This is a genomic window from Arcanobacterium sp. (ex Cirak et al. 2026), from assembly GCF_053585065.1.
In genome coordinates this window covers 43,234-68,854 of the sequence record NZ_JBQJCE010000004.1, presented here as the reverse complement: position 1 = coordinate 68,854, position 25,621 = coordinate 43,234, and the positions used below count along the sequence as shown (strand labels likewise).

Annotated in this window: 25 protein-coding genes and 4 tRNA genes; 22 read left to right on the top strand and 7 right to left on the bottom strand. The window is 54.8% G+C overall.

Going from position 1 to position 25,621, the window contains the following annotated elements; all coding sequences use genetic code 11:
• Positions 1–43: 43 nt before the first annotated feature.
• Genes ACTOVJ_RS03485 through ACTOVJ_RS03470 form a run of 4 tightly spaced genes read right to left on the bottom strand, consistent with a single transcriptional unit; the run spans position 44 to position 3,724 of the window.
• Positions 44–988 carry an AAA family ATPase gene (locus tag ACTOVJ_RS03485; RefSeq protein ID WP_449501260.1) on the bottom strand — a complete coding sequence of 315 codons (945 nt, stop codon included), beginning with the start codon at positions 986–988 and terminating at the stop codon, positions 44–46.
• Positions 985–2,037, bottom strand: coding sequence for a DUF4350 domain-containing protein (locus ACTOVJ_RS03480; RefSeq protein ID WP_449503723.1), 1,053 nt, complete (start codon positions 2,035–2,037; stop codon positions 985–987). Before ACTOVJ_RS03480 ends, ACTOVJ_RS03485 begins: the two co-directional genes overlap by 4 nt.
• On the bottom strand, positions 2,034–2,606 hold the full coding sequence (locus tag ACTOVJ_RS03475; RefSeq protein ID WP_449503724.1) for a DUF4129 domain-containing protein: 573 nt from the start codon (positions 2,604–2,606) through the stop codon (positions 2,034–2,036). Before ACTOVJ_RS03475 ends, ACTOVJ_RS03480 begins: the two co-directional genes overlap by 4 nt.
• Positions 2,606–3,724 (bottom strand): DUF7847 domain-containing protein, encoded by a 1,119-nt coding sequence (locus ACTOVJ_RS03470; RefSeq protein WP_449503725.1) that lies wholly within the window; start codon positions 3,722–3,724, stop codon positions 2,606–2,608. The genes ACTOVJ_RS03475 and ACTOVJ_RS03470 overlap by 1 nt, the downstream gene beginning before the upstream one ends.
• 188 nt (positions 3,725–3,912) lie before the next feature.
• Here ACTOVJ_RS03470 and mtrA point away from each other — a divergent pair, with 188 nt between their 5' ends.
• The 6 genes from mtrA (at position 3,913) to ACTOVJ_RS03440 (ending at position 11,017) form a co-directional block, all read left to right on the top strand.
• Positions 3,913–4,593: an MtrAB system response regulator MtrA gene (gene mtrA / locus ACTOVJ_RS03465; protein WP_449501256.1), complete on the top strand. Its 681-nt coding sequence runs from the start codon at positions 3,913–3,915 to the stop codon at positions 4,591–4,593.
• A complete protein-coding gene (gene mtrB, locus ACTOVJ_RS03460; RefSeq protein ID WP_449501255.1) occupies positions 4,590–6,224 on the top strand; it encodes an MtrAB system histidine kinase MtrB in 1,635 nt (544 codons plus the stop codon). Before mtrA ends, mtrB begins: the two co-directional genes overlap by 4 nt.
• Complete coding sequence (locus ACTOVJ_RS03455) at positions 6,221–7,894, top strand: LpqB family beta-propeller domain-containing protein (protein ID WP_449503726.1); 1,674 nt, start codon at positions 6,221–6,223, stop codon at positions 7,892–7,894. The genes mtrB and ACTOVJ_RS03455 overlap by 4 nt, the downstream gene beginning before the upstream one ends.
• A 225-nt stretch (positions 7,895–8,119) precedes the next feature.
• Entirely contained in the window at positions 8,120–8,653 is a 534-nt protein-coding gene (locus tag ACTOVJ_RS03450; protein WP_449504627.1) for a ComF family protein, read from the top strand.
• Positions 8,654–8,835: 182 nt separating this feature from the next.
• A complete protein-coding gene (gene hpf, locus ACTOVJ_RS03445; RefSeq protein ID WP_449501252.1) occupies positions 8,836–9,495 on the top strand; it encodes a ribosome hibernation-promoting factor, HPF/YfiA family in 660 nt (219 codons plus the stop codon).
• Positions 9,496–9,631: 136 nt separating this feature from the next.
• The gene (locus tag ACTOVJ_RS03440) at positions 9,632–11,017 is read left to right on the top strand and encodes an FAD-dependent oxidoreductase (protein ID WP_449501251.1); all 1,386 of its coding nucleotides are present in this window, start codon (positions 9,632–9,634) and stop codon (positions 11,015–11,017) included.
• Positions 11,018–11,083: 66 nt separating this feature from the next.
• Here ACTOVJ_RS03440 and ACTOVJ_RS03435 read toward each other — a convergent pair whose 3' ends face one another.
• Positions 11,084–11,578, bottom strand: a complete 495-nt coding sequence (locus ACTOVJ_RS03435; protein WP_449501250.1) for a YajQ family cyclic di-GMP-binding protein — start codon at positions 11,576–11,578, stop codon at positions 11,084–11,086.
• A 117-nt stretch (positions 11,579–11,695) separates the two neighbouring features.
• On the opposite strand from ACTOVJ_RS03435, the gene ACTOVJ_RS03430 reads away from it, so the two are divergent.
• From ACTOVJ_RS03430 to ACTOVJ_RS03410, 5 genes are all read left to right on the top strand, one after another.
• Positions 11,696–11,776, top strand: a tRNA-Tyr gene (locus tag ACTOVJ_RS03430).
• A 100-nt stretch (positions 11,777–11,876) separates the two neighbouring features.
• Positions 11,877–11,952 (top strand) — tRNA-Thr (locus ACTOVJ_RS03425).
• Between the two features lie 27 nt (positions 11,953–11,979).
• Positions 11,980–12,053: transfer RNA gene (locus tag ACTOVJ_RS03420), tRNA-Met, on the top strand.
• Between the two features lie 51 nt (positions 12,054–12,104).
• Positions 12,105–12,275, top strand: coding sequence for a 50S ribosomal protein L33 (rpmG, locus tag ACTOVJ_RS03415; protein WP_278013162.1), 171 nt, complete (start codon positions 12,105–12,107; stop codon positions 12,273–12,275).
• A gap of 121 nt (positions 12,276–12,396) precedes the next feature.
• Positions 12,397–13,551 carry a UDP-N-acetylmuramate dehydrogenase gene (locus ACTOVJ_RS03410; RefSeq protein ID WP_449503727.1) on the top strand — a complete coding sequence of 385 codons (1,155 nt, stop codon included), beginning with the start codon at positions 12,397–12,399 and terminating at the stop codon, positions 13,549–13,551.
• A 42-nt stretch (positions 13,552–13,593) separates the two neighbouring features.
• Here the strand turns inward: ACTOVJ_RS03410 and ACTOVJ_RS03405 are convergent, their stop codons facing one another.
• Positions 13,594–14,613, bottom strand: coding sequence for an adenosine deaminase (locus ACTOVJ_RS03405; RefSeq protein ID WP_449503728.1), 1,020 nt, complete (start codon positions 14,611–14,613; stop codon positions 13,594–13,596).
• A gap of 57 nt (positions 14,614–14,670) precedes the next feature.
• Between ACTOVJ_RS03405 and ACTOVJ_RS03400 the strand changes: the two genes are divergently transcribed.
• Positions 14,671–15,882 carry a phosphotransferase family protein gene (locus ACTOVJ_RS03400; protein WP_449503729.1) on the top strand — a complete coding sequence of 404 codons (1,212 nt, stop codon included), beginning with the start codon at positions 14,671–14,673 and terminating at the stop codon, positions 15,880–15,882.
• On the opposite strand, the gene ACTOVJ_RS03395 is transcribed toward ACTOVJ_RS03400, so the two are convergent.
• Positions 15,871–17,064 carry a pyridoxal phosphate-dependent aminotransferase gene (locus ACTOVJ_RS03395; protein WP_449502589.1) on the bottom strand — a complete coding sequence of 398 codons (1,194 nt, stop codon included), beginning with the start codon at positions 17,062–17,064 and terminating at the stop codon, positions 15,871–15,873. The genes ACTOVJ_RS03400 and ACTOVJ_RS03395 overlap by 12 nt on opposite strands.
• Between ACTOVJ_RS03395 and ACTOVJ_RS03390 the strand changes: the two genes are divergently transcribed.
• From ACTOVJ_RS03390 to rpoB, 10 genes are all read left to right on the top strand, one after another.
• Positions 17,047–17,283, top strand: a complete 237-nt coding sequence (locus tag ACTOVJ_RS03390) for a hypothetical protein (protein WP_449504626.1) — start codon at positions 17,047–17,049, stop codon at positions 17,281–17,283. The two genes, ACTOVJ_RS03395 and ACTOVJ_RS03390, sit on opposite strands and share 18 nt — an antisense overlap.
• A gap of 20 nt (positions 17,284–17,303) precedes the next feature.
• Positions 17,304–17,376, top strand: a tRNA-Trp gene (locus ACTOVJ_RS03385).
• Between the two features lie 52 nt (positions 17,377–17,428).
• Entirely contained in the window at positions 17,429–17,650 is a 222-nt protein-coding gene (secE, locus tag ACTOVJ_RS03380; RefSeq protein ID WP_278013167.1) for a preprotein translocase subunit SecE, read from the top strand.
• Positions 17,651–17,676: 26 nt separating this feature from the next.
• Entirely contained in the window at positions 17,677–18,450 is a 774-nt protein-coding gene (nusG, locus tag ACTOVJ_RS03375) for a transcription termination/antitermination protein NusG (protein WP_449503731.1), read from the top strand.
• 69 nt (positions 18,451–18,519) lie between these two features.
• Positions 18,520–18,954: a 50S ribosomal protein L11 gene (rplK, locus tag ACTOVJ_RS03370; RefSeq protein ID WP_449501244.1), complete on the top strand. Its 435-nt coding sequence runs from the start codon at positions 18,520–18,522 to the stop codon at positions 18,952–18,954.
• A 78-nt stretch (positions 18,955–19,032) separates the two neighbouring features.
• Positions 19,033–19,734, top strand: coding sequence for a 50S ribosomal protein L1 (gene rplA / locus ACTOVJ_RS03365; RefSeq protein WP_449501243.1), 702 nt, complete (start codon positions 19,033–19,035; stop codon positions 19,732–19,734).
• A 90-nt stretch (positions 19,735–19,824) separates the two neighbouring features.
• On the top strand, positions 19,825–20,451 hold the full coding sequence (gene udk / locus ACTOVJ_RS03360; RefSeq protein ID WP_449501242.1) for a uridine kinase: 627 nt from the start codon (positions 19,825–19,827) through the stop codon (positions 20,449–20,451).
• A 297-nt stretch (positions 20,452–20,748) separates the two neighbouring features.
• Positions 20,749–21,270: a 50S ribosomal protein L10 gene (rplJ, locus tag ACTOVJ_RS03355; RefSeq protein ID WP_278013172.1), complete on the top strand. Its 522-nt coding sequence runs from the start codon at positions 20,749–20,751 to the stop codon at positions 21,268–21,270.
• Positions 21,271–21,331: 61 nt separating this feature from the next.
• Complete coding sequence (gene rplL, locus ACTOVJ_RS03350) at positions 21,332–21,718, top strand: 50S ribosomal protein L7/L12 (protein ID WP_278013173.1); 387 nt, start codon at positions 21,332–21,334, stop codon at positions 21,716–21,718.
• A gap of 424 nt (positions 21,719–22,142) precedes the next feature.
• Positions 22,143–25,607: a DNA-directed RNA polymerase subunit beta gene (gene rpoB / locus ACTOVJ_RS03345; protein ID WP_449501241.1), complete on the top strand. Its 3,465-nt coding sequence runs from the start codon at positions 22,143–22,145 to the stop codon at positions 25,605–25,607.
• Positions 25,608–25,621: the final 14 nt, after the last annotated feature.

Genomic DNA, 25,621 nt, shown 5'->3' with positions numbered 1-25,621 from the left:
ATACCGCCGCAGGCTATGAGCACAGCAGGTAAACGCACATACATCAGCGCGGTACCGCCACGGTTTTTGTGATCTGCGAGATCACATCACTCGGTTGAATGCCGTCGAGTTCTGCCTCGGGACGCACGGTGATACGGTGAACGAGGGTTGGGAGAGCAAAACCCTTGACGTCATCGGGCGTGACGTAAGTGCGTCCCTGGAGCCATGCCCAACTGCGTGCAGCAGCGAGCAAGGACATCGCTCCGCGTGGTGAAGCCCCTACCATCACCGTCGGGAGGGAACGGGTGGCGTGAACGAGATCCACAATATAGCCGAGAACTTGTTCGGAGACCTCAACCTGTGACACTTCATCGCGAGCCTGACGAATATCATCAGCATTTGCTACGGCCGTGATTCCCGCGCTGGAGAGCTCTGTGGGATCAAAGTGGGCTGCATGTCGTGAAAGAATATTGAGTTCGACATCGCGCGAAGGCAAAGGGAGTTGAAGTTTCATCATGAAGCGGTCGATTTGGGCCTCAGGCAGAGGATAAGTTCCGGCATGTTCAATGGGGTTTTGAGTAGCAATGACGATGAAAGGGTCGGGAAGAGGTTTGGGTTGACCATCAACACTGACATGGTGCTCAGCCATCGCTTCGAGCAGAGCAGCCTGGGTTTTCGGTGGCGTACGGTTGATTTCATCGGCGAGGAGGATCGAGGTGAAGACCGGTCCGGGACGGAAGGTGAACTCACCAGAGTGAAAGATGAGAGAGCCTGTTAAGTCCCCTGGCATGAGATCTGGCGTGAACTGGACACGAGTATGGGGAAGGGCAGTTGACATCGCGAGCGATCGTGCTAACAATGTTTTCGCAGTTCCCGGCACTCCTTCAAGCAGGACATGGCCAGATCCGAGGAGGGCGACAAGTACTCCTGTCACAGCGTGGTCGTTGCCGACCACTGCCTTGGAGATTTCATGGCGAATGGCCACAAATTTTTCGTGCGCTTGGCTCATAACGTTCCTTCGAGTTCGTGTTGTAGTTCCACTAACTGACTGTCGGTGGTGATCTGACGTGTGTAGAGAAGTTCGGTGAGTTGCTGAGGATCCTGTGCAGTGTGCTGTGCCAGCGTAGTCACCACCATTTCTGGGGTGTCATGCCGGTCAAGCCCGACTGTTTTTGCGACGCGTGCAATTGATGCCGCCCTCAGAACGGATGCTGCATGACCAGCGTCGCGTGAGAGGGAGTAGGCCAGTGCTAGGCCACGGCGTGATTCACGCGCATCGATGACAGACGGCAGACGTTCAGGGACGAGGGGGCCGAAGCGACGCCCGAGGAGGAGTGCAGTGAAGACAACGATTCCTCCCGCTCCAATCAGAGCAGGAATAAGCCACGGATAGGTCAGAGGCTGATTGTCTTTCACCGTGGGTGTATGCCAGACGCCTCGCACGCTCACCCATATGATGCTGCGGTGAGAACCAACAATGTCCAAGCCCAGTGCTGCATTGTGATGGGTTGCTAGATGCGCATTTGTCAGTAGTGACCCATCAGCAAGCAAAGTGATATTGGAATGTTGAGAAACTGCCACGCCTCCGTCGGCGGGGAAAAATCCCGGGCCGGGAATGACTTGGTGAAGAGGGCCGATGGTGCGTGCCGCAAAGTGACTATCGGAAGAAGTCGCTGTCGTCGCGCCGATCCACCGTGGTGCGACGTCGTAGCCCCAGTTCTTTAATGAGGCGGTGGTCTCGTCAGAGATGATGACGATATGTGCCTGCGTCTTTTTCGCCTGTTTCGCTTGGGAGGGAGTCATCGCAGCCGCGACAGACCAGGGGAGAATGAGAGTGGAATCGCGCGATGAACGAGCCACCGCGTCGGAAATTGACGTGGTGTAGGAAACTGATGCACCGTTGTCCTCAAGCAAAGCGCTTAGTGCTCCTGCTCCTTCTGGGCGTACGCCGTCGGGTGCCAAAGCGTCCTGATTGGGTGGCGTGGGTGAAAGGAGTAACGCTGCAGTGATGAGAATGAGGACTATTGCAGCAATGATCACGAAGCGACGTTTTCTCATGGCTTCACCGCCCAAGCAGCATGTGCGAGATGACGAGCAGCAGCGACATCCTCAGCATGTGCGTGTGCATGTCCATAGGCAATGGCGTTGAAAACCTCGGCTACTGCGATGGCGTCAATGGAAGTGGCGCTGGCGGCCACCGCTACTTCAGTAGCTGTCATGGCCGACGACAGGCGGATGACACCGATTTCATCGAGCCGCGTCATTGCGGCGCGGAAGTAAGCCAATACCTGAAGGTCAGGATCGGTGTGCGAATCCGCAGCTTGCAAGAGAAGAGCGGCAGTATCGGCAGGGGAGGAGTGAGATGTCGGCGATGCGTTTGGGCGTGGTGTTCGGCGGAACGATCGAGCAATGAGGATGATCACCAACGCAGCGACGATAACGGCAATCGCAATCCATAGCGGCGACAGCCACGAAAATGTTCCGGTGCCGTCACCAGAAGAAAAGTGTTCAAGTAACCAACGCCACCCGCGCGAGAGCCAACTCTCGCGCGGGTGGTATTTCGATTTGGCAAGCTCTGCCTCCGCCGCGCGCTGCGCGTCGGAGGGGTCCAAGCTCATCCACAACATCAGTTCTCCATGTAAGCAGCCGGAGTAACTGCTTCACGAGTGATGCGCATGTTGATGTACAACACAGCCTGAATCGACAGAAAGAAGGGAACGAAGAATACTGAGAGCAGCGCTGAGGAAATAAAACCGATGAGCGCTGCAGTCAGCGCAGATGTGATATCTGTAGCGAAGGCAGCGGTCAAAATCACGGAGAACAGGCCAAAAACCACAGCTCCTGCGATCACGATTCCAATGATTCCCAGTCCCAAGAGGCACAGGTAACCGGTTGATCCGCGGGTCAGCTTCCACGAGCGTGCGATCGCGGCGAACACTCCTTTCCGCTCGATCACCATAACGGGATAAATCACAAACAGTCGCGCGTAAAGCGGGTAGAGAGCAATCAAGAGAAGTAAAACAAGAGCAAAGCTCCCCAAGATTGCGCCAACAGCGGCAGCAAACTCATTCGGGTTGGACGAATTGACGTCTGAAAGTGCGTTGATCACTGTCGCAAAGAGCAAAAGTCCAACCACAGTGGTGACAACAACTGTGGCGAGAACCTGGAAAATTAAAGCATGGAGTACTGTCTTCCCGGCCCCACGCCCGGCGTCTGCTGCGGCCTCGGAGAAGGAAACTTTGCGTCCGAGAGAGCCTTTGATAGCGGCGCGTGTTGATGCGCCAGTCATCAATGCGACTAGTGCCGCCCCAATGAAGAGGCTGATGAGGAGTGACCACATGCTTGTGCCATCCAGTATCTGTGCCATTTCAGGTGTTGTGGTGGCGGCAGGTACTTCATCGAGAAGATAGGAAGTCGCAGAATCAACGACGAGGCCTACGAGCCAAATCAACATGGGTACGCCGATCAGTGCCGTCGGATTAAAACGGATCGTGCGCATCGCGGCATCGAATGTTTCGCCCACGCCGAGCGGACGTAGCGGAAAGAGTGACGCTGGAGCGCCGAGAGGTTGCGCTGGTTGTTGACTGTACTGCGGATAGGGCTGACCCATACCTGTGTTTTCCTGCGGTTGGCCGTAGGAACCAAAGGGAGGAGAGAGGGGAGAACTATCTGACTGATGCGGAGTCTGATCCCAGTGTGGAGTCGAATCTGATTCAAAAGGGTTATTGGATGGTGGCGTTGTCATGGGGATCCTTTTTATTTCGGGCGGACATATCTTGACACTAACTCCCATCATCGTATCGTAGGTGCGCATGTTCACAGCATGTGATCGGCGTATAGAGAAACCTTGTTGCGCGGCCTCTATCCGAGGTTTGCCCTAGTCGAAGTTCGCACAAACGTGGATAATGGAAACAGTGATCGAAAGGAGAAGGAATGAGCTTGCGTATCCTCGTCGTTGACGACGATCCGGGTATTTCGGAGATGGTGGCAATTTTGCTGGAGTCTGAGGGATACCAGGCCACGGTGTGTGCGAACGGTGCGCATGTGCTTCCACTTTTCCGGGCAGAACACCCCGATCTTGTTCTTCTCGATGTGATGTTGCCCGGACTCGATGGTGTCTCGGTGTGTCGCCAGCTACGCGAAGAATCTGATGTCCCCATCATTATGATGAGCGCAAAAACCGATTCAGTGGATGTCATCGCTGGTCTTGAGGCAGGGGCGGATGATTACGTCACTAAACCATTTGAAAACTCTGTTCTTCTTGCACGTGTTAAAGCGCGCCTGCGTCGGCAAGAACCTGAAGCGGATGTTTTCAAAGTTGCCGATCTCGCCATTGATCTCAAAGGTCACGAAGTTCGCCGAGGCTCAGAGGTATTGCATCTGACCCCGCTTGAGTTCGATCTCCTCGCCGTCCTTGCACGGAAGCCTTTCCAGGTTTTCTCCCGCGAAGAGCTTCTTGAGCAGGTGTGGGGCTATCGCCACAGCGCGGATACGCGACTCGTGAATGTTCATATTCAGCGTCTGCGTGCCAAAGTTGAGAAGGATCCTGACGATCCTCAGGTGGTGCTGACAGTCCGTGGCGTTGGATACCGTGCGGGGGCTGTGGCTCAGTGAGCCCACAACCGTCGAACACGTTTTTCGGCCGACTCTCGCACCGAATTGCGTCGTTGCGTGAACGCTGGCAATCGTCGCTCTCCACTCGAACGATGGTTATTATCGTGGTCGGCGGTATTCTTGGCTTTTTTATTGCTGGTGCAATTGTTGTAAGTCAGATTCGGGGGGCAGTCTTCAATGCTGCTCTGCAAACAAATATTGAGCAATTCTCTGCCGATGCGACGATCGCTCAAGACCGCTTTACACAGACATCCTCGCCGACGTCAGGTCAACTCCAGCAAGTAGCAAACAGCGTCGTGTCATCGATGTACGATCCTACCCGCGGATTGATCGGATCAGTGCTGGTGCGATCAAGAGGGCAAGGGGCTCCGTCGGTTCAGATTCTTGAGCCACAAGTTGCGACGTCGACCCAAATACGCTCGTTAATCACCCCCGAGCTTCGTTCAAAGACTACCACCGGGCAAGTGAGCTACATGTCTGTGGCAGTGCCTGGACAGGAGAGCGAGGCTCCTGGTTTGATTCTGGGGACAGCGCTCACTATTCCGTCTGCCGGCCAATATGAGCTTTATGCTGCTTATTCATTGTCTTCACAAGAATCGCTGATCCGTTCAACATTTCGTGTCCTGACCTTCTCTGTTGTGGCATTAATCGTTCTCCTTGCATTTGTGTCGTGGCTGATCATGCGTCTCGTCCTCAGACCTGTGCAGGAAGCGTCGGCAAGTGCACATCAGCTCGCTGAAGGTGAATTCGAAGCGCGTATGGAAGTTCGGGGGACAGATGAACTTGCCCAGTTGGCACGATCATTCAATCAGATGGCTTCCTCACTTGAGGATCAGTTCACAAAGATGGAGCGAATGTCGAAAGTCCAGACGGACTTCGTTTCAGCCGTGTCGCACGAGCTGCGCTCTCCAGTGACGACGATCCGTATGGCCGGCCAATTAATCTTTGACAAACGAGAAGAACTGTCGCCTGCATTACGACGAAGCGCTGAGCTTCAACATGACCAGTTGAAAAATCTGGAGATGATGCTGTCCGATTTGTTGGAGATTTCCCGTTATGACGCCGGTGGTACTTCACTTGCTACCAAGCCGACCGACGTCGGCGAGCTTGCTCGAACCGTGATCGAACTGGCCGATCCTCTCGCCCAAGATAATGGTGTGACGGTGTCGATTAGTGTCGAGGGAAACCCAGAAGCGGAAATCGAGCCTCGTCGAATCGAGCGAATTCTTCGGAATCTTGTTGTGAATGCGCTCGAACATGCTGAAGGAAATCCTGTATCAGTGCGGATCGTTGGTAACGATACGGCTGTGGCTGCCGAGGTGATGGACTGGGGGATTGGGCTGGACGATGAGCAGGCAGCGCATGTTTTCGATCGTTTCTGGCGTGCGGATTCCTCGCGTGTACGCAAGACCGGTGGAACGGGACTCGGCTTGACAATTGCGAAAGAGGACGCACTGATTCACGGGGGCACTCTTGAAGCAACAGGTGTGATGGGTGTTGGATCAACCTTCCTCCTGACGATCCCGAAGACTCCTCATACGCCCTTTATAGCGCCAATTGATCTGGTAGCGCCGGAACCCCGAACAGCCGACCTCGCTGTCGTGACCATGCACGATGAGGAGGAAAAATGAAAAAGCTCTCTGCGTTGCTGGTTGTTTTCATCCTGGTTCTTGCTGGGTGCGCGGCGTTGCCGACGTCGGGGCCTGTGTATGTCACTGCGAAGCCGTCGGCTTCGAATGGCAAGGTGGGTTTTAAGGCGCAGTCTCCATCCGAAAATGCCACTCCTGAAGAGATTGTTCAAGGGTTTTTAGCTGCCTCTGCCGTGGGATTTTCTGATGACTTTTCGGTTGCGCGTGAGTTCCTCACCCAATCTGTTGCGTCCAAGTGGAATCCGCGCGTCCAAGTGCGTATTTACCCCGATGTCGACAATCAATCATTCTCGCGTGCAAAATCGGGTGCGGTTCGCTTTACTGCGTCGGCATCTGCCACCTTGGATGCTGACGGTGAGTATCAGTCTTCGGCTCCAGATTCGACAATTGTTTCCGAATTCTCACTTGTCAGGAATGCACAGAATCAGTGGCGAATCGCGGCTCTCGATGACGGCGTGATTATGCCCGACTCACTTTTCTCGTCGATTTTCCGCTCCGTGTCAGTCTACTTCCTGTCCTTGAACTCGGATGCTCTTGTCCCCGTGGTGTATTACTTCCCAGAAGATCGCGCTGCGACGTCGGCGCTGTCGGCGCTTCTGTCCGGCCCGCCGTCGTGGTTAGCAGGTGCTGTCAAGAGTGCACTACCCAAGGGAACTGCCCTGGCGACTCCACAGGTCGATGTCATTGATCAAGTGGCTAGAGTGAATCTGACAGCTGAGGCTGCAGGCTTGCATGACACAGAGTTGGGTCTAATGGCGGCTCAAGTCAATTCAACGTTGAAAGGTCTGGGAGGCATTTCTGAGGTTCAGGTGTCCTCTGGGGGTGCCGAGCTCGATATGTCGACAAGTGCAGATGTGCCGGTTTATCCCTACGGCCAGTACCCGCTTCTTGGAATGGCCAACAATGAGATTCACGAACGCGGTATGCGTGATTCAGGAAGTATCGCTTTTGCGGTGGATCCGGCGTTGAAACTCACGCACCTTGCTCAGACCTACGATCCGCATGGGCCAGTGATTGCGCTTGGCAATGACTCTCACACTATCTATTCAATCTCCCAATCGGGAGTGGCTCATTCGCTGATTAGCTCGCATTCTTCGCTTGTAGCGCCGTCCACAGACCGACGCGGATACGTGTGGAGCGGGGCGATCAAATCTGACGGAAAGATCCTGGCGACTCCTGTGCGCGGTGGCCCGGTGATGTCCTTCGCTGTTTCCGCGCTCGCGGGTACGGAAATTGTCTCCGTGAGAGTGTCGCGTGATGGGACACGCATGGTCATTGTAGGGAATGCTTCCGGAGTGTCCAGTGTGTTTGTGGTGGGAATCTTGCGTGATGCGAACGGTGTGCCATTAGGGTTTGCGGAGGCGGCTCACATGGGCGTACGTCTGAATACGATTTCTGACGTAGCATGGGTTGATGCTTCCACACTTGTGGTGGTGGGAGTTGAGGGGGGCGCGAATGATCCGGCGTTGTACAGCGTGCCGATCTTTGGGCCGATCCGGCGTTTACCGGGCACCTTTATTCCGAAGTCAGTTACTGCTGGTCGCGGACTTGATTCAGTGGTGGCAGAAACCCCCGATGCTTTGCTTGAGTTTGATTCAGGCGCATGGCGCAAGATTACCCCGGCTCTGACGCAACCTACTTTCCCTGGCTAGGCTTGTGGATAACGCGGCGGTGCGTGGGCGTGCTGTCATTAAAGTGGTTGTATGTGGAGATCATTACTCAACCTTATTTTTCCTTTATGGTGTGCCGGATGTGGGTGCTGGGATACAGCTCTGTGTGGCCGTTGCCGTGCGGCGTTTTCCTCTCGCTGGATTGAGTGTACGTCTCAAGCGCCCTACCTTATGTTGGTTGGCGAGGATGGTGATTACCCAGCATTCGTGACGTATTGTTTGGGCGAATATTCAGGTGTTCGACGAAGAGCTATCATTTCGTGGAAAAACGTCACGAGTGCTCCGCTCGATCGTGCGATGGCCAGTGTGATCCCTGCAGTGACGGCTTCACTTTTCCCCGACGCAGGTGGGCCGGTGAGCGTCATTCCAGCACCGTCGTCGCCGGCGCGCACGAAAAGGGGAATGTTCGTCGCCGGTGTGATTGCCTCTCACATCGCACGAAAGAATGGGTGGGATGAGGCCAATGTCTTGCGCAAAGCGCAACGCCATCGGTGGGCTGATATTGAGCGGCGAATTGATGCACTCCTCGGAAGGCGGAGGCGTGGGCTCACTATTGAAGAACGCGCAGCGAAGAAACGGGCGGTCAGTTGTCAACCCATCACTGGTGACGTCGTGCTGGTCGATGACGTTTTGACTACAGGAGCAACGTTGGCTGGTGCGGCGCGTGCCGTGGCCGACGCTGGTGGGCGGGTTGTGGGTGCACTCGTTTTGGCAAGTGGAAAAAATCCGCGCAGAGTGTAACGGTTAACACTTTGTCGACAAGCCCGGTATAATTTTCATTACCGAAAAGGTCAGTTCAACTACCTAGCGTCGCAATGGTGCAGCGCTGAGATGACAAGGGGGTGGTGACAGCTCGTGAACACCGAGCTTAGGGTCCCTAGCGGGTATTGCCCGCTCAGCTAAATGACCACAAGGAGGTCATCGTGGAATTTGTAGTTAAGGGTCACAACGCGGACGTTTCGGATCGTTTTCGTACCCATGTGGAAGAGAAGCTTGAAAAGGTTGAGCAGTTTGCTCCGCGTGCACAGCGTGTTGAGGTAGAGATTGCTCATGAATCCAACCCCGCACAAGCAGAAACCTCAGAGCGGGTAGAGATCACTGTTATTGACAAGGGTCCTGTGGTTCGCGCTGAAGCTGCCGCCTCGGATCGTTTGGCAGCTCTCGATTTAGCTTCCACGAAGTTGTTTGAGCGCTTGCGCCGCAAGCATGAGAAGATGAAGGCTCGCCGTCGCCGCTCTGCTACTAAGGACGAAGTACCTGCAGATCTTCCACTGGACGATCTTCTGTCGAAGAAGCCTGAAGAAGAACCGGAAACTGAGCGAACGATTCCCACTGAGTTGGGTGAAGCGATTGAAACCCAGCTGGGAGATTCGCCGGCGATCGTTCGTCAGAAGCTCTACGAAGCACGGCCAATGAGCGTTGAAGAAGCGATTGACGAGATGGAGCTTGTGGGGCATCCGTTCTATATCTTCATTGATGAAGAGACGAAGCAACCGTGTGCCGCCTACCGCCGTCGTGGATGGACGTACGGAATTATTCGTCTTGACGCTACTACTGCCGATTTTGGACCGGGCGAAGCGTAAAACGCCACAACAATGAGTTGACAGGCCACCGGGGCGACACGAATGCGTGTCGCCCCGGTCACTTTGTCTGGGGGGATCTTTGGCATTTTCGCTACTATGGAGTGACAAAAATTGTTTGAGTAAAAGAGGTAGTAACGTGAGCGAACGCCCACTCCAGGTGGCAGTGATCGGTGCAGGACCGGCGGGTATCTACGCATCGGATATCTTGGCGAAGTCAGATGTTGATGTCCAGATTGATCTGTACGAAAAGCTCCCGGCACCGTATGGCTTAGTGCGTTACGGCGTAGCTCCAGATCATCCGCGCATTAAGACCATCATCAATGCTCTGTACAACGTGCTCCAGCGTGGCGACATCCGCTTTGTTGGAAATGTAGAGATCGGTCGAGACATTACATTCGATGAGCTCCACGAACACTATGACGCAGTGGTGATTGCGACGGGAGCTGACAAGGATCGACCGTTCAATATTCCTGGTGCAGATTTACCTGAAGTATACGGAGCTGCCGACTTCGTGGCGTGGTATGACGGGCATCCTGATTACCCGCGTACCTGGCCTCTTGAGGCAAAAGAAGTAGCCGTGATTGGTGTCGGCAATGTGGCATTGGATGTCGCTCGTGTGTTGGCGAAGCACGCTGAAGACATGATGGTCACTGAAATTCCTCAAAATGTTGAGGAGGGGTTGCGTGCCTCACAGGTGACAGACGTGCATGTCTTTGGACGCCGTGGCCCGGCGCAGGTGAAATTCACCCCGATGGAATTACGTGAACTCGGCCAGGTGCCTGACGTCGATATCGTCGTCTACCCAGAGGACTTTGAATACGATGAGGGTTCGGAGCAAGCGATGGCATCGAACAAGATGACTCGTCAGTTGACGAATATCCTCACCGATTGGGTCTTCCAGGATCCTGAAGAACTTACGGCTTCACATCGCATTCATATTCACCTCCTCCAACAGCCTGTTGAAGTCCTCGGCGACAACGGTCATGTGAGCGGTATTCGTATGGAACGCACGCGCCTTCGTGGTGATCAAAGCGTGGAAGGCACCGGCGAATTTATCGATTATCCAGTTCAAGCTGTGTACACAGCCACCGGCTACAAGTCATCTGCGATTGCTGATGCCCCATTTGACGATGCCGCAGGAATTGTTCCTAATGCAGGCGGACGTGTCCTTCGTGATGGAGTGCCGATTCCGGGAATGTATGCGACTGGCTGGATTAAGCGAGGACCGGTAGGTTTGATTGGCTCGACCAAGTCCGATGCGAAAGAAACAATCGACAACCTTGTCACCGACTACAAGGCGGGTGTTTTCCACGCGACGACGGAGAACGTCGGCTGGGATGCAACGAAAGAAGTCCTGGATGGACGCGGGGTTCGCTACACGTCATGGGCCGGGTGGGGACTACTAGAGGAATTTGAAAAGTCCTTGGGAGCTTCCGTTGGACGTGAGCGCATTAAGGTTGTTCAGCGTGAAACAATGACAGCAATCTCGCGTGGCGAAGAACACGATGGGAAACTGTACTGAGCAAAATTCTCGCGAGGTGAAATATTGAGGGGTGAGAACACCGTGTGTGTTCTCACCCCTCAATATTTACCGGTAATTGGTGAATTGAAGTGCGATATCGAGTTTGGCGCTCTTGAGTAGTGCGATCACTTCTTGGAGCGCATCGCGGGACTTTGAGCTGACGCGGACTTCGTCACCCTGGATTTGTGCCTTGACTCCTTTGGGGCCTTCATCGCGGATCAGTTTAGTGATCTTCTTCGCATTATCCTGGTCGATCCCTTCTTTGAGTGATCCAACGAGACGGAATTCCTTGCCAGAAGCTTTTGGCTCGCCATCGCCAACGTCGACCTGTTTGAGGGAAAGCCCGCGGCGAATGAGCTTTGACTGAAGCACATCCCACACTGCCAAGACGCGCTCGGGGGAGTTGGCGATCATCGTGATCGTATCGCCCCCGAGTGATACTGAAGCTCCAACATTCTTAAAGTCGTAGCGTTGCGAGATCTCTTTTGCCGCCTGGTTAACTGCATTGTCAACTTCTTGACGATCATATTTCGACACAACATCGAAGGAAGAATCGGCCATAGTGATTCCTTTCGTTCGGGCTCAAGTGTGAGCCGAGACAAATTTGTTCCCTCTCAGTTTGACATGTTTGGGCGATTCCCGTTAAGGTATTGACTCGTGCACGACACACTGCACAACGGCAGGTTTGCAGAGCGGCCAAATGCATCTGACTGTAAATCAGACGGGTAACCTTCGGGGGTTCGAATCCCTCACCTGCCACAGTCCGGTTCACCGGAATGAGAGAGTGATGTGGATCATGGATTTCGCAACTCTCTCAGTTGGAAAATAGCGGTCAAAGATTGTTACGATTTCCAGCGTTGCCCCGATAGCTCAGTCGGCAGAGCGTCTCCATGGTAAGGAGAAGGTCAAGGGTTCGATTCCCTTTCGGGGCTCCATTCATTTCCCGAATGAAATGAAGATGCGGCGGGGTAGCTCAGTTGGTCAGAGCGCACGACTCATAATCGTGAGGTCGCGGGTTCAAACCCCGCCCCCGCTACTGCCGGAAAGCAATCCCGCTTCCAGCCAAACCGAACGTGAGGAAAATACCGTGGCTAGCAAGTCAGCAGACGTTCGCCCTAAGATCACCCTCGCATGCGAGGTTTGCAAGGAGCGTAACTACATCACCAAGAAGAACCGCCGTAACACGCCGGATCGTCTTGAGCTGAAGAAGTTCTGCCCCAAGTGCAACGAGTCCACCGCGCATCGCGAGACTCGCTGAATTGAGGCGATGAAGAAAAGACCCGCAGTGCGGGTCTTTTTGTTTCCCATTTTGGATCTGATGCCTGGTTATCCTCTCAGCGCTCAGAGTAGTGTCGCCTCAGTCGAGTAACATAGCATCTATGTCCTGTGAAGTTTTTCCTGAGCCGCCCAGCGGCGACATCCCAGATTTGATCCCTGCGCAGTCGAACAGAATTGCATCATCCCCATCGTCATTGGCACAGTTGACGACGATGGGCGTCGGCGCGAAAATCGGCCGCTACGTCGAAACATTCACAAGAGAAGAACTGATCGACGTAATTCGCCAGGCGGACGAAGCTCAGATTCCACTTCTCGTGCTCGGTGGGGGATCGAATATTCTGGCGTCCGATGCCCCCTTTGACGGCGTTGTTGTGCGCGATATGCGTACGGGTATCGAAACAGTGATGGAAGACGGGTGTGGAGGCGCACAAATGCGTGCGCTCGGCGGTACTCCCTGGGATGACGTCGTGCGCTATGCAATTGAACATGAGTGGCGTGGACTCGAAGCACTGTCTGGAATCCCGGGTGCGGTTGGAGCTGCGCCGGTTCAAAACATCGGAGCCTATGGGCAGGAATTATCAGATACTTTTGCATCGGCTACCACGTATGATCGCCAGACCGGAGAAATTAAGACGCTGTTTCTCAGCGATATGAAGTTCGCCTATCGCGACTCCATCTTGAAACAATCGATTCCGCAGTGGGGGTATTCTCCGCGCTGGATTGTCCTTGATGTCCTCTTCCATATGTTCAGAGGATCGATGTCTGCGCCGATCAAATATGGTCAGCTTGCTGGCGCTCTCGGTATCGACGTCGGACAGAGCGCTCTTGCCTGGAAAGTTCGCGAAACTGTGCTCGCTTTGCGCGCACGAAAAGGGATGGTTCTCAACGATTTGGACCGCGATACGTACTCGTGCGGTTCGTTTTTTACCAACCCTATTCTCAATGCCGACGCTGCGGCGCAACTTCCCCCCGATGCTCCGCGTTACCCTGCGCCGGAGGGCATGGTGAAAACATCAGCAGCGTGGCTTATCGACAATGCGGGGTTCCATAAAGGCTTCGCAATAGGGGAGAATGCCAGCTTATCCACAAAGCACACATTAGCACTGACAAATCGGGGCCAGGCGACAGGTGATGATATTCGTGCCTTGGCTCGTCATATTCGCGATGGAGTCAGGCAGAGGTACGGGGTCGATTTGCATCACGAACCCGTTCTCCTCGGCTTTGGCTTGGATCCTTCGTCTACTGACGAGAAGTGAAAGTGAATCATGAGGGCAGGGTAGGACTTTCCTACTCTGCCCTCATGATTCACTTTCGAGCCATTGATCAACCTCAGCAGTCCATGCTTGCTTAGATGACTGCGAGGCAAGAGATGCTCGAATGGAGCCTTTGGCCAGTTGAGCTATTTGCTCGTCGGTGAGTCCCTGAGCACGTGCAATTTCATACTGGTCAGTCAGGCGTGAGAGGAACAACAGCGGGTCGTCTGCGCCGAGTGCAACAGTGGCACCGGCGTCGACGAGCGTGTGCAACGGTACTTGATCGGACGCGGTATAGACCCCCAGAGATACATTCGACGCAGGACACACTTCCAACGCGATATCGCGCGAGATGATTTCGTCGAGGAGGCGTGGATCTTCAGCGGAACGTACTCCGTGGCCGAGTCGTGCAGGATGGAGATGGTTAACGACCTGTCGAATATGGTCTGGGCCCAGGAGCTCCCCGCCGTGGGGCACTGAAGCCAAGCCCGCACGCGCTGCAATCGCGAATGCTTCTTCCCAGTCGGCAGTGTTTCCGCGGCGTTCGTCGTTCGACAGGCCGAAGCCGATGACGTCGCCAGGGCCATCTCCAGCATACTGAGCTGCTAGACGCGCTAGCGTGCGCCCATCGAGCGGGTGTTTCATACGCGAGGCTGCAACAATCACTCCTACTTGGACGCCGGTGGCGTGCCAGGCGTCAATGGCGGCGTCGAGGACGATTTCGAGCGCGGGGGTGAGACCCCCAACGAATGGTGCGTAGGAAGTGGGATCGATTTGGATCTCAAGGCGGCGAGAACCTTCGCGAGCGTCATCCTGAGCTGCCTCGAGGACAATTCGGCGCATTGCCGCCTCTGTGCGAACGACTTTCCGTGCAGCGTCGTAGTTGCGTTGGAAACGGAACCATCCACGTTTGTCGGCGGGAACAGAGAGCGCACGATTATCGGTGAGGTTTTCCGGTAGACGGATTCCTTCCTCCGCCGCCATATCAGCGAGCGTGGAGACACGCATTGAGCCGGTGAAGTGCAAGTGGAGGTGAGCTTTAGGTAGCAGCGCGAGATTTCTCATGCGGTTCAGTGTAGTGGCGCGTTGAAGCAAGCGCGAAATCTTTCTATAACTAAACGTATGACTTCCACCGAGATTGAGAGAGCAGATCTGGCCGCACTAACCGATGAGACTATCGGTAACATGCTCACATTATTTCTTGGGGAAGATTTTGGCCTAACATCGTGGCGTGTACATGCGATTCATCATCGCGTGGGTGGAGGCGTGTCGGTTGGCTATTCTGTGCGCGGGCACAGCGAGGATACGTACGTCATTGCGTCGAGTGCACGTGTGGATGAAGCGAGTTTGACTGAGCATGGAGGCCATATTTTCGACTATGAAGGGCGACGCTACTTCGTGTGGCGTTTTCCTTTTGACCCGCAACTTCCCGGGCTTGCTTTGGCGTGTAAAGCCAGCGCTCTGTCAGATTTTCTTGGGATGGAAGTTGAAGTGGAGCTGCTCGCATATCGCCCGACGAGACGTGCAGTGGTCAAGGCAACGGGTGAACAGACCTACTTCGTCAAAGTCGTTCCACCTGTGGCAGTGCAGAGTGTTATCGCGAGGCTCACACTCGCCAGAGAGAGTCTTCCATCGCCGAAGATTGTGCGGGCTACTGACGACGGCGTCGTCGTGTGCCATGAAATCCCGGGTGTACCGTTGAGCCGTTTCCTTTCGTCTGACCCAACACCACAGGAAATTGATGCGATGTTTGTTCATCTGCGCAATCTTCTTGATGCGATGTCGGAACGGATTGTGTCTTTGAAGCCACGCAAAGCCTGGGCACAACGAGCTGACGCATATGGTGTGGCAGCAGCGGCAGCTTTTCCTGAGATAAGCGATTGTGCTATTGAATTGGGGAAGGAAATTCGGCGTTTCGTCGAGGTGACCGATTATGGGCCAGTAGTGCCGACCCATGGAGATTTTTATGAAGCCAATGTGTTTGTTGATCCGGCGCATTGGCAGATCTCAGGGATTATCGACATTGATACTTTAGGCCCTGGACATCGTGCCCATGATTGGGGATGTCTCTTAGGACATATGTCAGTATTGGAAGATTTATCTCCAGTGCGATATCAAGGGGTCGCGCGAATTTTACAGCGCTGGCGTGATCTGGCCGCCCAAGAGGTGGGCCAGGCGGCGCTGGGTGCCAGCGCCGCCGGTGTCGTCTTGTCCCTCGTCGCAGGTCCTGCGAAGGCGCGCAAGCGAGGATGGAAGGGGCATTGTCAAGCTCGTTTCGATATCGCGCGTCAGTGGTTCAGTTACGCACAAGGCGCTGGTGAACTATTTAATTGAGAGGAAAAGCTTCATGAGGCGGTCGGCCCCTTCAGCGAGAGCCTCGTCGGCAAGTGCGTAGGACAGGCGTAGGTGCCCAGGTGCGCCGAAGGCTTCGCCTGGAACGAGGGCAACATCGATCTCCTCAAGGATGAGCTGAGCGAGCTCTGCCGAAGTATGGGCGACTTTGCCATTGATCTCCTTTCCTAGCGCATGTTCAACGTTAGGGAAAGCGTAGAACGCGCCCGACGGCGTCGGCACCGAAAAGACATCGATCTGACGGAGCTTGTCCAAAAGCGTGAGACGACGCCGATTGAAGGCAGCCTTCATCACTGCCACAAATTGCTGGTCAGCTTCCACGGCTGCGAGGGCTGCGTGCTGGGCAATATTGTTGACATGGGAGGACAGGTGTCCCTGAAGAATTCGCGCGCCACGAATGACGTCCGCGGGGCCGAACATCCACCCCACGCGCCATCCCGTCATTGCATACGATTTTGCAACGCCATTGACGGTAATCAGCCGATCAGCGATTTCAGGGAGAACTTCCAACAAGTAGGACATTTCGCCTTCGTAGACAAGATTCTCGTAAATTTCGTCGGAGATGACCCAGAGATCTTTTGACATCGCCCACTGACCGATTGCACGCAGCTCATCGGATGTGTAGACGGCGCCGGTGGGGTTCGATGGTGAGCACATGAGCAGGGTTGTTGTTGCCGGTGTGTAGGCGGCCTCAAGTTGTTCCACCGTCACTTTGTAGCCTGCTTCGGCTGGCGCAAATACTTCGATGGGGGTGCCACCGGCTAGACGGATCGCTTCGGGATAGGTTGTCCAGTAAGGGGCTGGGAGGAGGACGTCGTCACCAGGGGAGACGGTCGCCATAAATGCTTGGTAGACCGCTTGTTTTCCGCCATTAGTGACAATGACATTATTGGGGTCTACTACAGCCCCTGAGTCGCGTAGTGCTTTGGCACAGATCGCTTCGCGTAGTTCGAGTAGACCCGCAGCTGCCGTGTAGTGGTGATTTTTGGGATCTTTGGCAGCGCCAATCGCGGCATCCACGATGAAGGCAGCGGTTGGAAAGTCTGGTTCACCTGCACCGAAGCCGATGATTGGTCGGCCTGCGGCCGCAAGTTCCTTCGCTCGCAAATCGACAGCGAGCGTTGCGGAAGGTTGGAGTGAGGAAACATGTGTAGACAGACGCATGGCTTAATCGTGGCACTTTTGTCTGTCATTGGCCAAGTTTGTTACGTAGCAGCAACAGCCGACGACGTCGGTGCGCTAGACGGAGCGCTCAGTGAAGGCGAGCCAGTATGCCGTGGTGCGGATAACACTGACGAATTTTATCTGGTCTGGAAAATGTTGTCAGTGCCCGATACACTTAATCGAGCAAACATTGGCTTTGTGGTGCATTCTTTGCAATAATGTTCAAGGCTTGTGTCAATAGGGTAGTGGCGCAATTGGTAGCGCACCGGTCTCCAAAACCGGCGGTTGTGGGTTCGAGTCCCTCCTGCCCTGCTAGAAAGCGGCCCATCTGGGCCGTTTCTTATATCAACTGAAAGGATCAACCGTGAACGAAGCTCGTAGCTCTGCCGTTAAGGAAGGCTTCTTCGCTCGCATTATCACTTTCTTCAAGGAAGTGATCGCTGAGTTCAAGAAGGTGCAACGCCCAACACGTGAAGAGCTGTGGAAGATGTTCGTCACGGTCGTGATATTCGTGACGATCATTATGGTGTTCGTGACCGCGATCGATCTGGTCTTCAACCAGTCCATGTTCTGGATCTTCGGTTAAATTCAGGCCAAAGTAAGGAAGCTTATATGAGTGAAGAGAATGTGAATAACCTGTTCTCCGACGCACAAGCGACACCAGAAGTCGTGGCCGGGGAAACGACACACGAGGTTGTCTCTGACCCTGAAACCGAGGTGAAGGTCGCGCAAGAGCCTGAGGCTCTCGCAAAAGAAGACGTTCGCGAAGGCGTCGTCACCGAAGAAATGGTTCGTGATCAGATTAGGGGTCTGCCCGGACGTTGGTATGTGCTCCACACCTACGCGGGCTATGAGAAGCGCGTGAAGCAATCGCTTGAAACCCGTATGCATTCGATGAATATGGAAGATTACATCTTCCAGGTTGAAGTGCCGATGGAAGAGGTTTACGAAGTAAAGAAGGGTCAGCAAAAACTGGTCTCGCGGGTTCGTATGCCTGGTTACGCCGTTGTTCGTATGGACCTCACTGATGATTCATGGCGAGTAGTTCAGTCCACTAATGGTGTGACCGGTTTTGTGGGGAACGGCCGTGATCCGGTCGCTCTGTCACTCGAAGAAGCCGTGCAGTTGCTCACGCCTGTTGTTGAGCAGCAGGTTGCTGCAGAGGCTGTAGCAGCCGGAAAGCCAGTACTTTCTGGCACTCCAGAATACGAAACCGAATATGAGGTCGGTGAAGTCGTGACCTTGACCACTGAGCCTTGGGTCGGAATGCCCGCTACAATCTCTCAAGTTGATCCGGTGAACCGCAGGCTCACCGTTCTCATGACACTTGTCGGCCAGGAAACACCGGTCGATTTATCCTTCGGCCAGATCAAGAAGATGGACTAACCCGCTTCTCGATTCGAAGGAAAACCGCCATTATTGCCATATGGCGGAAACTAACAGTTAGGATCAAACATGCCACCGAAGAAGAAGGTTGCCGGACTGATCAAGCTTCAGATCGAAGCTGGAGCTGCTTCACCGGCACCGCCGATTGGCCCGGCTCTGGGTCAGCACGGCGTGAACATCATGGAGTTCGTCAAGGCTTACAACGCTGCGACGGAATCGATGCGCGGAAACATCATCCCGGTTGAAATCACCGTTTATGAGGACCGCTCGTTCGACTTCATCACCAAGACCCCGCCGGCCTCAGGTCTCATCAAGAAGGCAGCTGGCATCAAGTCGGGTTCAGCTACTCCGCACACCGTGAAGGTCGCGCACCTCACCGCGGATCAGCTTCGTGAAATCGCGAAGACTAAGATGCCGGATCTCAACGCTAACGACATCGACAACGCTGCTCGCATCATTGCTGGCACCGCTCGCTCGATGGGCGTCACCACCGACGAAATCTGATAGCCAGCAACATCTGGCACGTGGTAGGGCCCTGAGCTGGTCCGTTCCCCCACAGCTGCTAAGAAGGAGACAAGCAGAATGGCAAAGCGCTCAAAGAATTACCGTAAAGCGGCCGAGCTGATTCAGCCCGGCGAGCTTTATTCGCCGAGCGAGGCATTCGACCTCGCGAAGAAGACTTCGATAACGAAGTTCGCCTCCACCGTTGAGGTGATGTTCCGTCTGAACGTTGATCCGCGTAAGGCTGATCAGCTCGTTCGCGGCACTGTTTCCCTTCCCCACGGCACAGGCAAGACCGCTAAGGTCGTTGTTTTTGCTGTTGGTGAGAAGGCGCAGGCTGCTCTTGAAGCTGGCGCCGACGTCGTCGGCGATGACGATCTGATCGCGAAGGTTGCCGACGGCTGGACTGACTTCGACGCCGCCGTCGCAACCCCCGATATGATGGGTAAGGTTGGTCGCCTGGGTCGTGTGCTCGGTCCGCGTAACCTCATGCCGAATCCGAAGACTGGCACCGTGACCATGGATGTGGCCAAAGCAGTCAAGGATATCAAGGGTGGTCGTATCGAGTTTCGCGTTGACAAGCACGGTAATCTCGCGTTCATCGTGGGTAACACCGACTTCGAGCTTGATCAGCTGATCGAGAACTACAACGCTGCTGCTGAAGAGATTTTGCGCCTGAAGCCTGCTTCGGCAAAGGGACGCTACATCACCAAGGCAACCGTGTCGACGACGATGGGGCCGGGTATCCCGTTGGATGCCACCAAGACTCGTACCGAAGCCTGATCTTCGAAGAATGTTAAGCAATGGGTCTCGCACCGATTGTGTGAGGCCCATTGCTTTACAATTGTGTGGAGAAAATTTGAGGGAGGCGCCATGAATCGACCGTTCGTCATCGGAATTGCAGGAGGAACAGGAAGCGGTAAAACGACGCTGACAAACGCGATAGCAACGCGTTATCAGGGTAAAACGGCTGTGGTGTACCACGACAATTACTACAAGGCTCATGATGATCTCGATTATGAGCACCGTGCTGCGCTGAATTATGACTCCCCAGATGCATTTGATAATGACCTGATGATTGCAGATCTGCGTGCGCTGGTGTCCGGTAGTGCTATCGAATCTCCGGTCTACGATTATGCCGCTCATAATCGTTCTGCCGATACGACGCATGTTGAACCTGCACCCGTGATTTTGGTCGAAGGTATCCTCATCTTTCATGATCCGCGCATGTGCGATTTGTTCGATGTGAAAATTTTTGTGGATACTGATGCAGACGTCAGAATCATGCGCCGAATTAAGCGTGATGTCCTTGAGCGTGGGCGTTCCATTGAATCAGTGGAAGCTCAGTATTTGACAACAGTGAAACCGATGCACGAACTCTATGTTGAACCCTCGAAACGTCGCGCGGATCTCATTGTGCCTGAGGGAGGCCAAAATCTTGTAGCACTCGATATGCTTTTCCACCGCATTGCACATGAGCTGGGAGGGGAACCGCGCTGAGTAATGACAGCGCTTGTGCCATATCGATCATTCAGCTTTGATGTGACCCTCATCGAGTAGCACGCTGCATCGTCGTGGTATGTGCCACGAAACGAAATTCGCGCTAGACAGAGTCGACGGCGATCGGTACGCTAAAGAACGCCCAAGACCGCAGGTCCCACTTCGGGATAAATACGAAACGTAGCCAGCGCAGGTGAGAATTCCATACTTCCTTGATTTGCTAGGGAGAGTTTGGCCTCGCACCTGTTTGTGCGAGGTTTTTTATTTGCTCTGCGGCGTACAACGGAAGGAGGTCCCATGGCACGGACCGATAAGTCTGCAGCGATTGCAGAGCTCAAGGATCTGTTCCAGAACTCTGCAGCCGTTCTCGTCACCGAGTATCGCGGACTGACTGTGGAGCAGATGAAGAAGCTTCGTCGCGCTCTTGGTCAGGAAGCACACTACACGGTTGCGAAGAACACCCTCGCTCGCATCGCGGCCAAAGAAGCTGGCGTCGAAGGACTTGACGACTACCTCAAGGGCCCCGTTGCACTTGCATTCGTTTCCGGTGACATCGCTTCCGCAGCTAAGGCTATTAAGAACTTCTCCAAGGAACATGATGCCCTGATTACTAAGGGCGGCGTTCTCGAAGGCAATGTTCTTGATGCCGAAGGTGTCAAGAAGCTCGCCGATCTCGAATCTCGCGAGGTTCTGCTTGGAAAGACCGCTGGCGTCCTCAAGGCGTCGCTCTACCAGGCTGCTTACATGTTCACCGCGCCGCTGGTCAAGACAGTGCGCACCGTGGACGCCCTGCGCGCGAAGCAGGAAGAAGCTGCCTGATCGGCAGCGCAAAACCAATATTTATCTGCCTCGCAAGTAGGCAAAAGGAAGGAAGGCCACCATGGCTAAGCTCACTGCTGAAGAGCTCATCGAAGCATTCAAGGAGCTCACTCTCGTTGAGCTCTCGGACTTCGTGAAGAAGTTCGAAGAGGAATTTGATGTTGAGGCTGCTGCTCCGGTTGCTGCCGTTGCTGCTGCTCCGGCTGCTGGCGGCGAGGCCGCTGCTGCCGAAGAGAAGGATGAGTTTGACGTTGTCATCGCATCCGCAGGCGACAAGAAGATCCAGGTCATCAAGGAGGTGCGCGCTCTTACCTCGCTCGGTCTGAAGGAAGCAAAGGAGCTCGTTGACTCCGCTCCTAAGGCTGTTCTCGAAGGTGTTAACAAGGAGACCGCCGAGAAGGCTAAGGAAGCTCTCGAAGGCGCCGGCGCCACCATTGAGCTCAAGTGATTTACGCGGCGTAGCCGCTGTTCACTTCAGGAAAGCCCCAGCATGAGCTGGGGCTTTCCTTGTTTTCTCCATGTGATGTCTGTGAAAGAAGTGCGGGCGTGTTCTATAGCTACCGACGTCGGGCGGCGGGTCGGGTTGCGAAGATAGGCGGTTCGTGGGAAAGTCGTACCCGAGGTTTTCCTCGGTTACATTCTGTGCAATCGATGAAACCGCCACCAGCACCGGTGACGGATCTTCGAGGATTGTCCAGACATTATGGTGTCGTGACCCTCTCCACATGGGTGAGGGCTGGACTTGTGTATCCCAAACGTGTAAATTTGAAACTTGCCGTGGCATCTTTGTGCCCAAAATTGAACGTTACACGTCCGATTGGCCCTAAAGCCCGCGGTTTTTAGCCTTACCGGATCAAGGGAAGGAAGCCCCTTTGGCTGCTTCGAGCACCTCTAAGCCTACTGTTGTTGACGGCCGCCTCGCTGCTGACCGCGTCTCGTTCGCAAAGATTCACGAGCCTCTCGCCGTGCCGGATTTGCTGGGTTTGCAAACCTCCAGCTACCGCTGGTTGATCGGCGCCCCCGAATGGCGTGAGAACGCCCAACCGGGGGAGAAATCGGGTCTTGAAGAGATTTTTGAAGAAGTCTCCCCGATTGAGAACACTGCCCAAACTATGGGCCTGGTTCTTTCCAACCCGCATCTTGAGGAAGAAAAAGCCTCGATGGCGGAGTGCAAGGAAAAGGATCTGACATACTCGGCGGCTCTGTACGTGACCGCTGAATTCCAGAACTATGAGACTGGCGAAATCAAGTCCCAGACCACCTTTATTGGCGATTTCCCGTTGATGACACCGCAAGGAACCTTCATCATCAACGGTACCGAGCGTGTTGTGGTCTCCCAGCTCGTTCGTTCGCCAGGCGTTTACTTCGAAACCGCTGCTGACAAGACCTCCGACAAGTTGATCTACTCAACCAAGATCATTCCGTCGCGTGGTGCTTGGCTTGAGTTTGAAATCGACAAGCGCGACGCCGTTGGTGTGCGAGTGGATCGCAAGCGTAAGCAGTCGGTCACAGTCTTCCTCAAGGCGATCGGTATGTCGGAGTCGGAGATCCGTGAGGAATTCGCTGATTACCCGGTTCTCATCGACACACTTGAGAAGGACACCGTCCACACTCAGGAAGAAGCTCTGACGGATCTGTACCGCAAGCTTCGCCCAGGTGAGCCGCCGACGGCGGAGGCGGGTCGTTCCCTCCTTCGCAATTTCTACTTCAACCCCAAGCGTTACGACCTCGCTAAGGTCGGCCGCTACAAGGTCAACACCAAGCTTGGTCTGGACACAGCAGCGACTGAACGCCAGCTCACGATTGCCGATATCACAGCCACGATCCGTTACCTCCTCGCGCTTCATGCGGGCGAGACTGAGACTGTCACCGCCGAAGGCGGTAGCGCTGTCCCTGTGGAGAACGACGATATCGATCACTTCGGCAACCGCCGTATCCGCGCTGTGGGCGAATTGATTCAAAACCAGGTTCGTACCGGTTTGTCGCGCCTAGATCGCATGGTTCGTGAGCGGATGACCACTCAGGAAGCAGAAGCGATCACCCCGTCGTCGCTGATCAACATCCGCCCGATCGTTGCCGCGATCAAAGAGTTCTTCGGCACATCGCAGCTGTCGCAGTTTATGGATCAGAATAACCCGCTGGCTGGTCTGACCCACAAGCGTCGTCTGTCTGCTCTGGGTCCAGGCGGTTTGTCACGTGACCGCGCCTCGATGGAAGTTCGAGATGTTCACCCGTCCCACTACGGACGTATGTGCCCTATTGAGACACCAGAAGGCCCCAACATTGGTCTGATTGGCTCGCTCGCATCTTACGGTCGTGTCAATTCCTTCGGCTTCATCGAGACCCCATACCGTAAGGTTGTTGACGGCAAGGTGACCGATGAGATTGAGTACCTCAACGCTACTGATGAAGATCGCTATGCTATCGCTCAGGCATCAGCTCCGCTGAACGCTGACGGCTCCTTCCGTGACGAAGAAGTCCTCGTGCGTCTGCCTGGTGGCGAGCCAGCGCTGATCGAAGCTCGCGAAGTGGGCTACATGGACGTGTCCGCACGTCAGATGGTGTCCGTTGGTACAGCTTCGATTCCGTTCCTCGAGCATGACGACGCTAACCGAGCTCTCATGGGTGCTAACATGCAGCGCCAGGCCGTGCCGTTGCTTCGCCCAACTGCTCCACTCGTGGGTACCGGCGTCGAGATCCGTACCGCCGTTGATTCTGGCGACGTTACCGTGGCACTCGCACCGGGCGTTGTCACTGAAGTCTCTGCGGATGCTGTTCACGTGGAAGAAGATTCCGGCAAGCACCGTGTATACCGATTGGCGAAGTTTGAGCGTTCCAATCCAGGTAACTGCACCAACCAGAAGGTGGCCGTGAACGAAGGCGACCGCCTCGAAAAGGGTTCGCTTATTGCTGACGGTCCGGCAACCGACGGTGGCGAACTTGCTCTCGGTCAGAACCTTCTCGTGGCTTTCATGGCATGGAATGGTTACAACTACGAGGACGCGATCATCCTGTCTCAGCGTGTTCAGTCCGAAGACATCCTCACCTCGATCCATATTGAGGAGCATGAGGTTGATGCTCGTGACACCAAGCTCGGACCGGAAGAGATCACCCGAGATATCCCGAACGTTTCGGAAGATACCCTGGCAAACCTCGACGAGCGTGGCATCATCCGTATTGGTGCTGAAGTCAAGGCTGGCGACATTCTCGTTGGCAAGATCACTCCAAAGGGTGAAACTGAGCTCACCTCTGAAGAGCGACTTCTTCGCGCAATCTTCGGTGAGAAGGCGAAAGAAGTGCGCGACACCTCGATGCGCGTGCCACATGGTGAGTGGGGCATCGTCATCGGTGTTCACGAGTTCTCTGCTGAGAACCACGACGAACTTGCTGCTGATGTCCGCCAGTCCGTGCGCGTGCTGATTGCTCAGCGACGCAAGATCGTCATTGGCGATAAGATGGCAGGACGTCATGGTAACAAGGGTGTTGTTTCGCGCATTCTTCCGCTCGAGGATATGCCGTTCCTTGAGGACGGAACACCTGTTGATGTTGTCCTGAACCCGTTGGGTGTGCCGAGCCGTATGAACCTCGGTCAGGTCTTCGAGCTCCACCTTGGCTGGATTGCTAAGCAGGGGTGGGATGCAACCGAAGCGCGTGCCAACGGCGAAGAGTGGGCGAATCGCATTCCAGATGAAGCTGTGATCGGTCACCCACACCGTCTTGTGTCCACTCCAGTATTCGACGGTGTCCGCCACGATGAGCTTTCGGGTCTCCTGGCTAACACCCTCCCCAACCGCGACGGTGATCGCATGGTCGATGGCTCTGGTAAGGCTCGTCTGTTTGACGGTCGTACCGGTGAACCGTTCCCTGAGCGCGTCTCGGTGGGCTACATGTACATGCTCAAGCTCCATCACTTGGTGGATGACAAGATCCACGCCCGTTCCACGGGCCCGTACTCGATGGTGACCCAGCAGCCACTTGGTGGTAAGGCACAGTTCGGCGGACAGCGTTTCGGCGAGATGGAAGTGTGGGCGCTCGAAGCATACGGCGCTGCACACACTCTTCAGGAAATGTTGACCATCAAATCCGACGATACTGTCGGCCGCGTCAAAGTGTACGAGGCAATCGTGAAGGGCGACAACGTGCCCGAGCCGGGTATCCCGGAGTCCTTCAAGGTTTTGGTACAGGAAATGCGTTCCCTGTGCCTCAATGTTGAAGCTCTTGATGCCGCAGGCAATCCGATCAACCTGCAGGATTCGGACGAAGATGCGTTCCGTGCCCCGCAGTCGGCTGGAATCTCCACAGGTCTCGAAGGCCTGACCACGGGTGCGGATTTCTGATCCCACTGAAAACT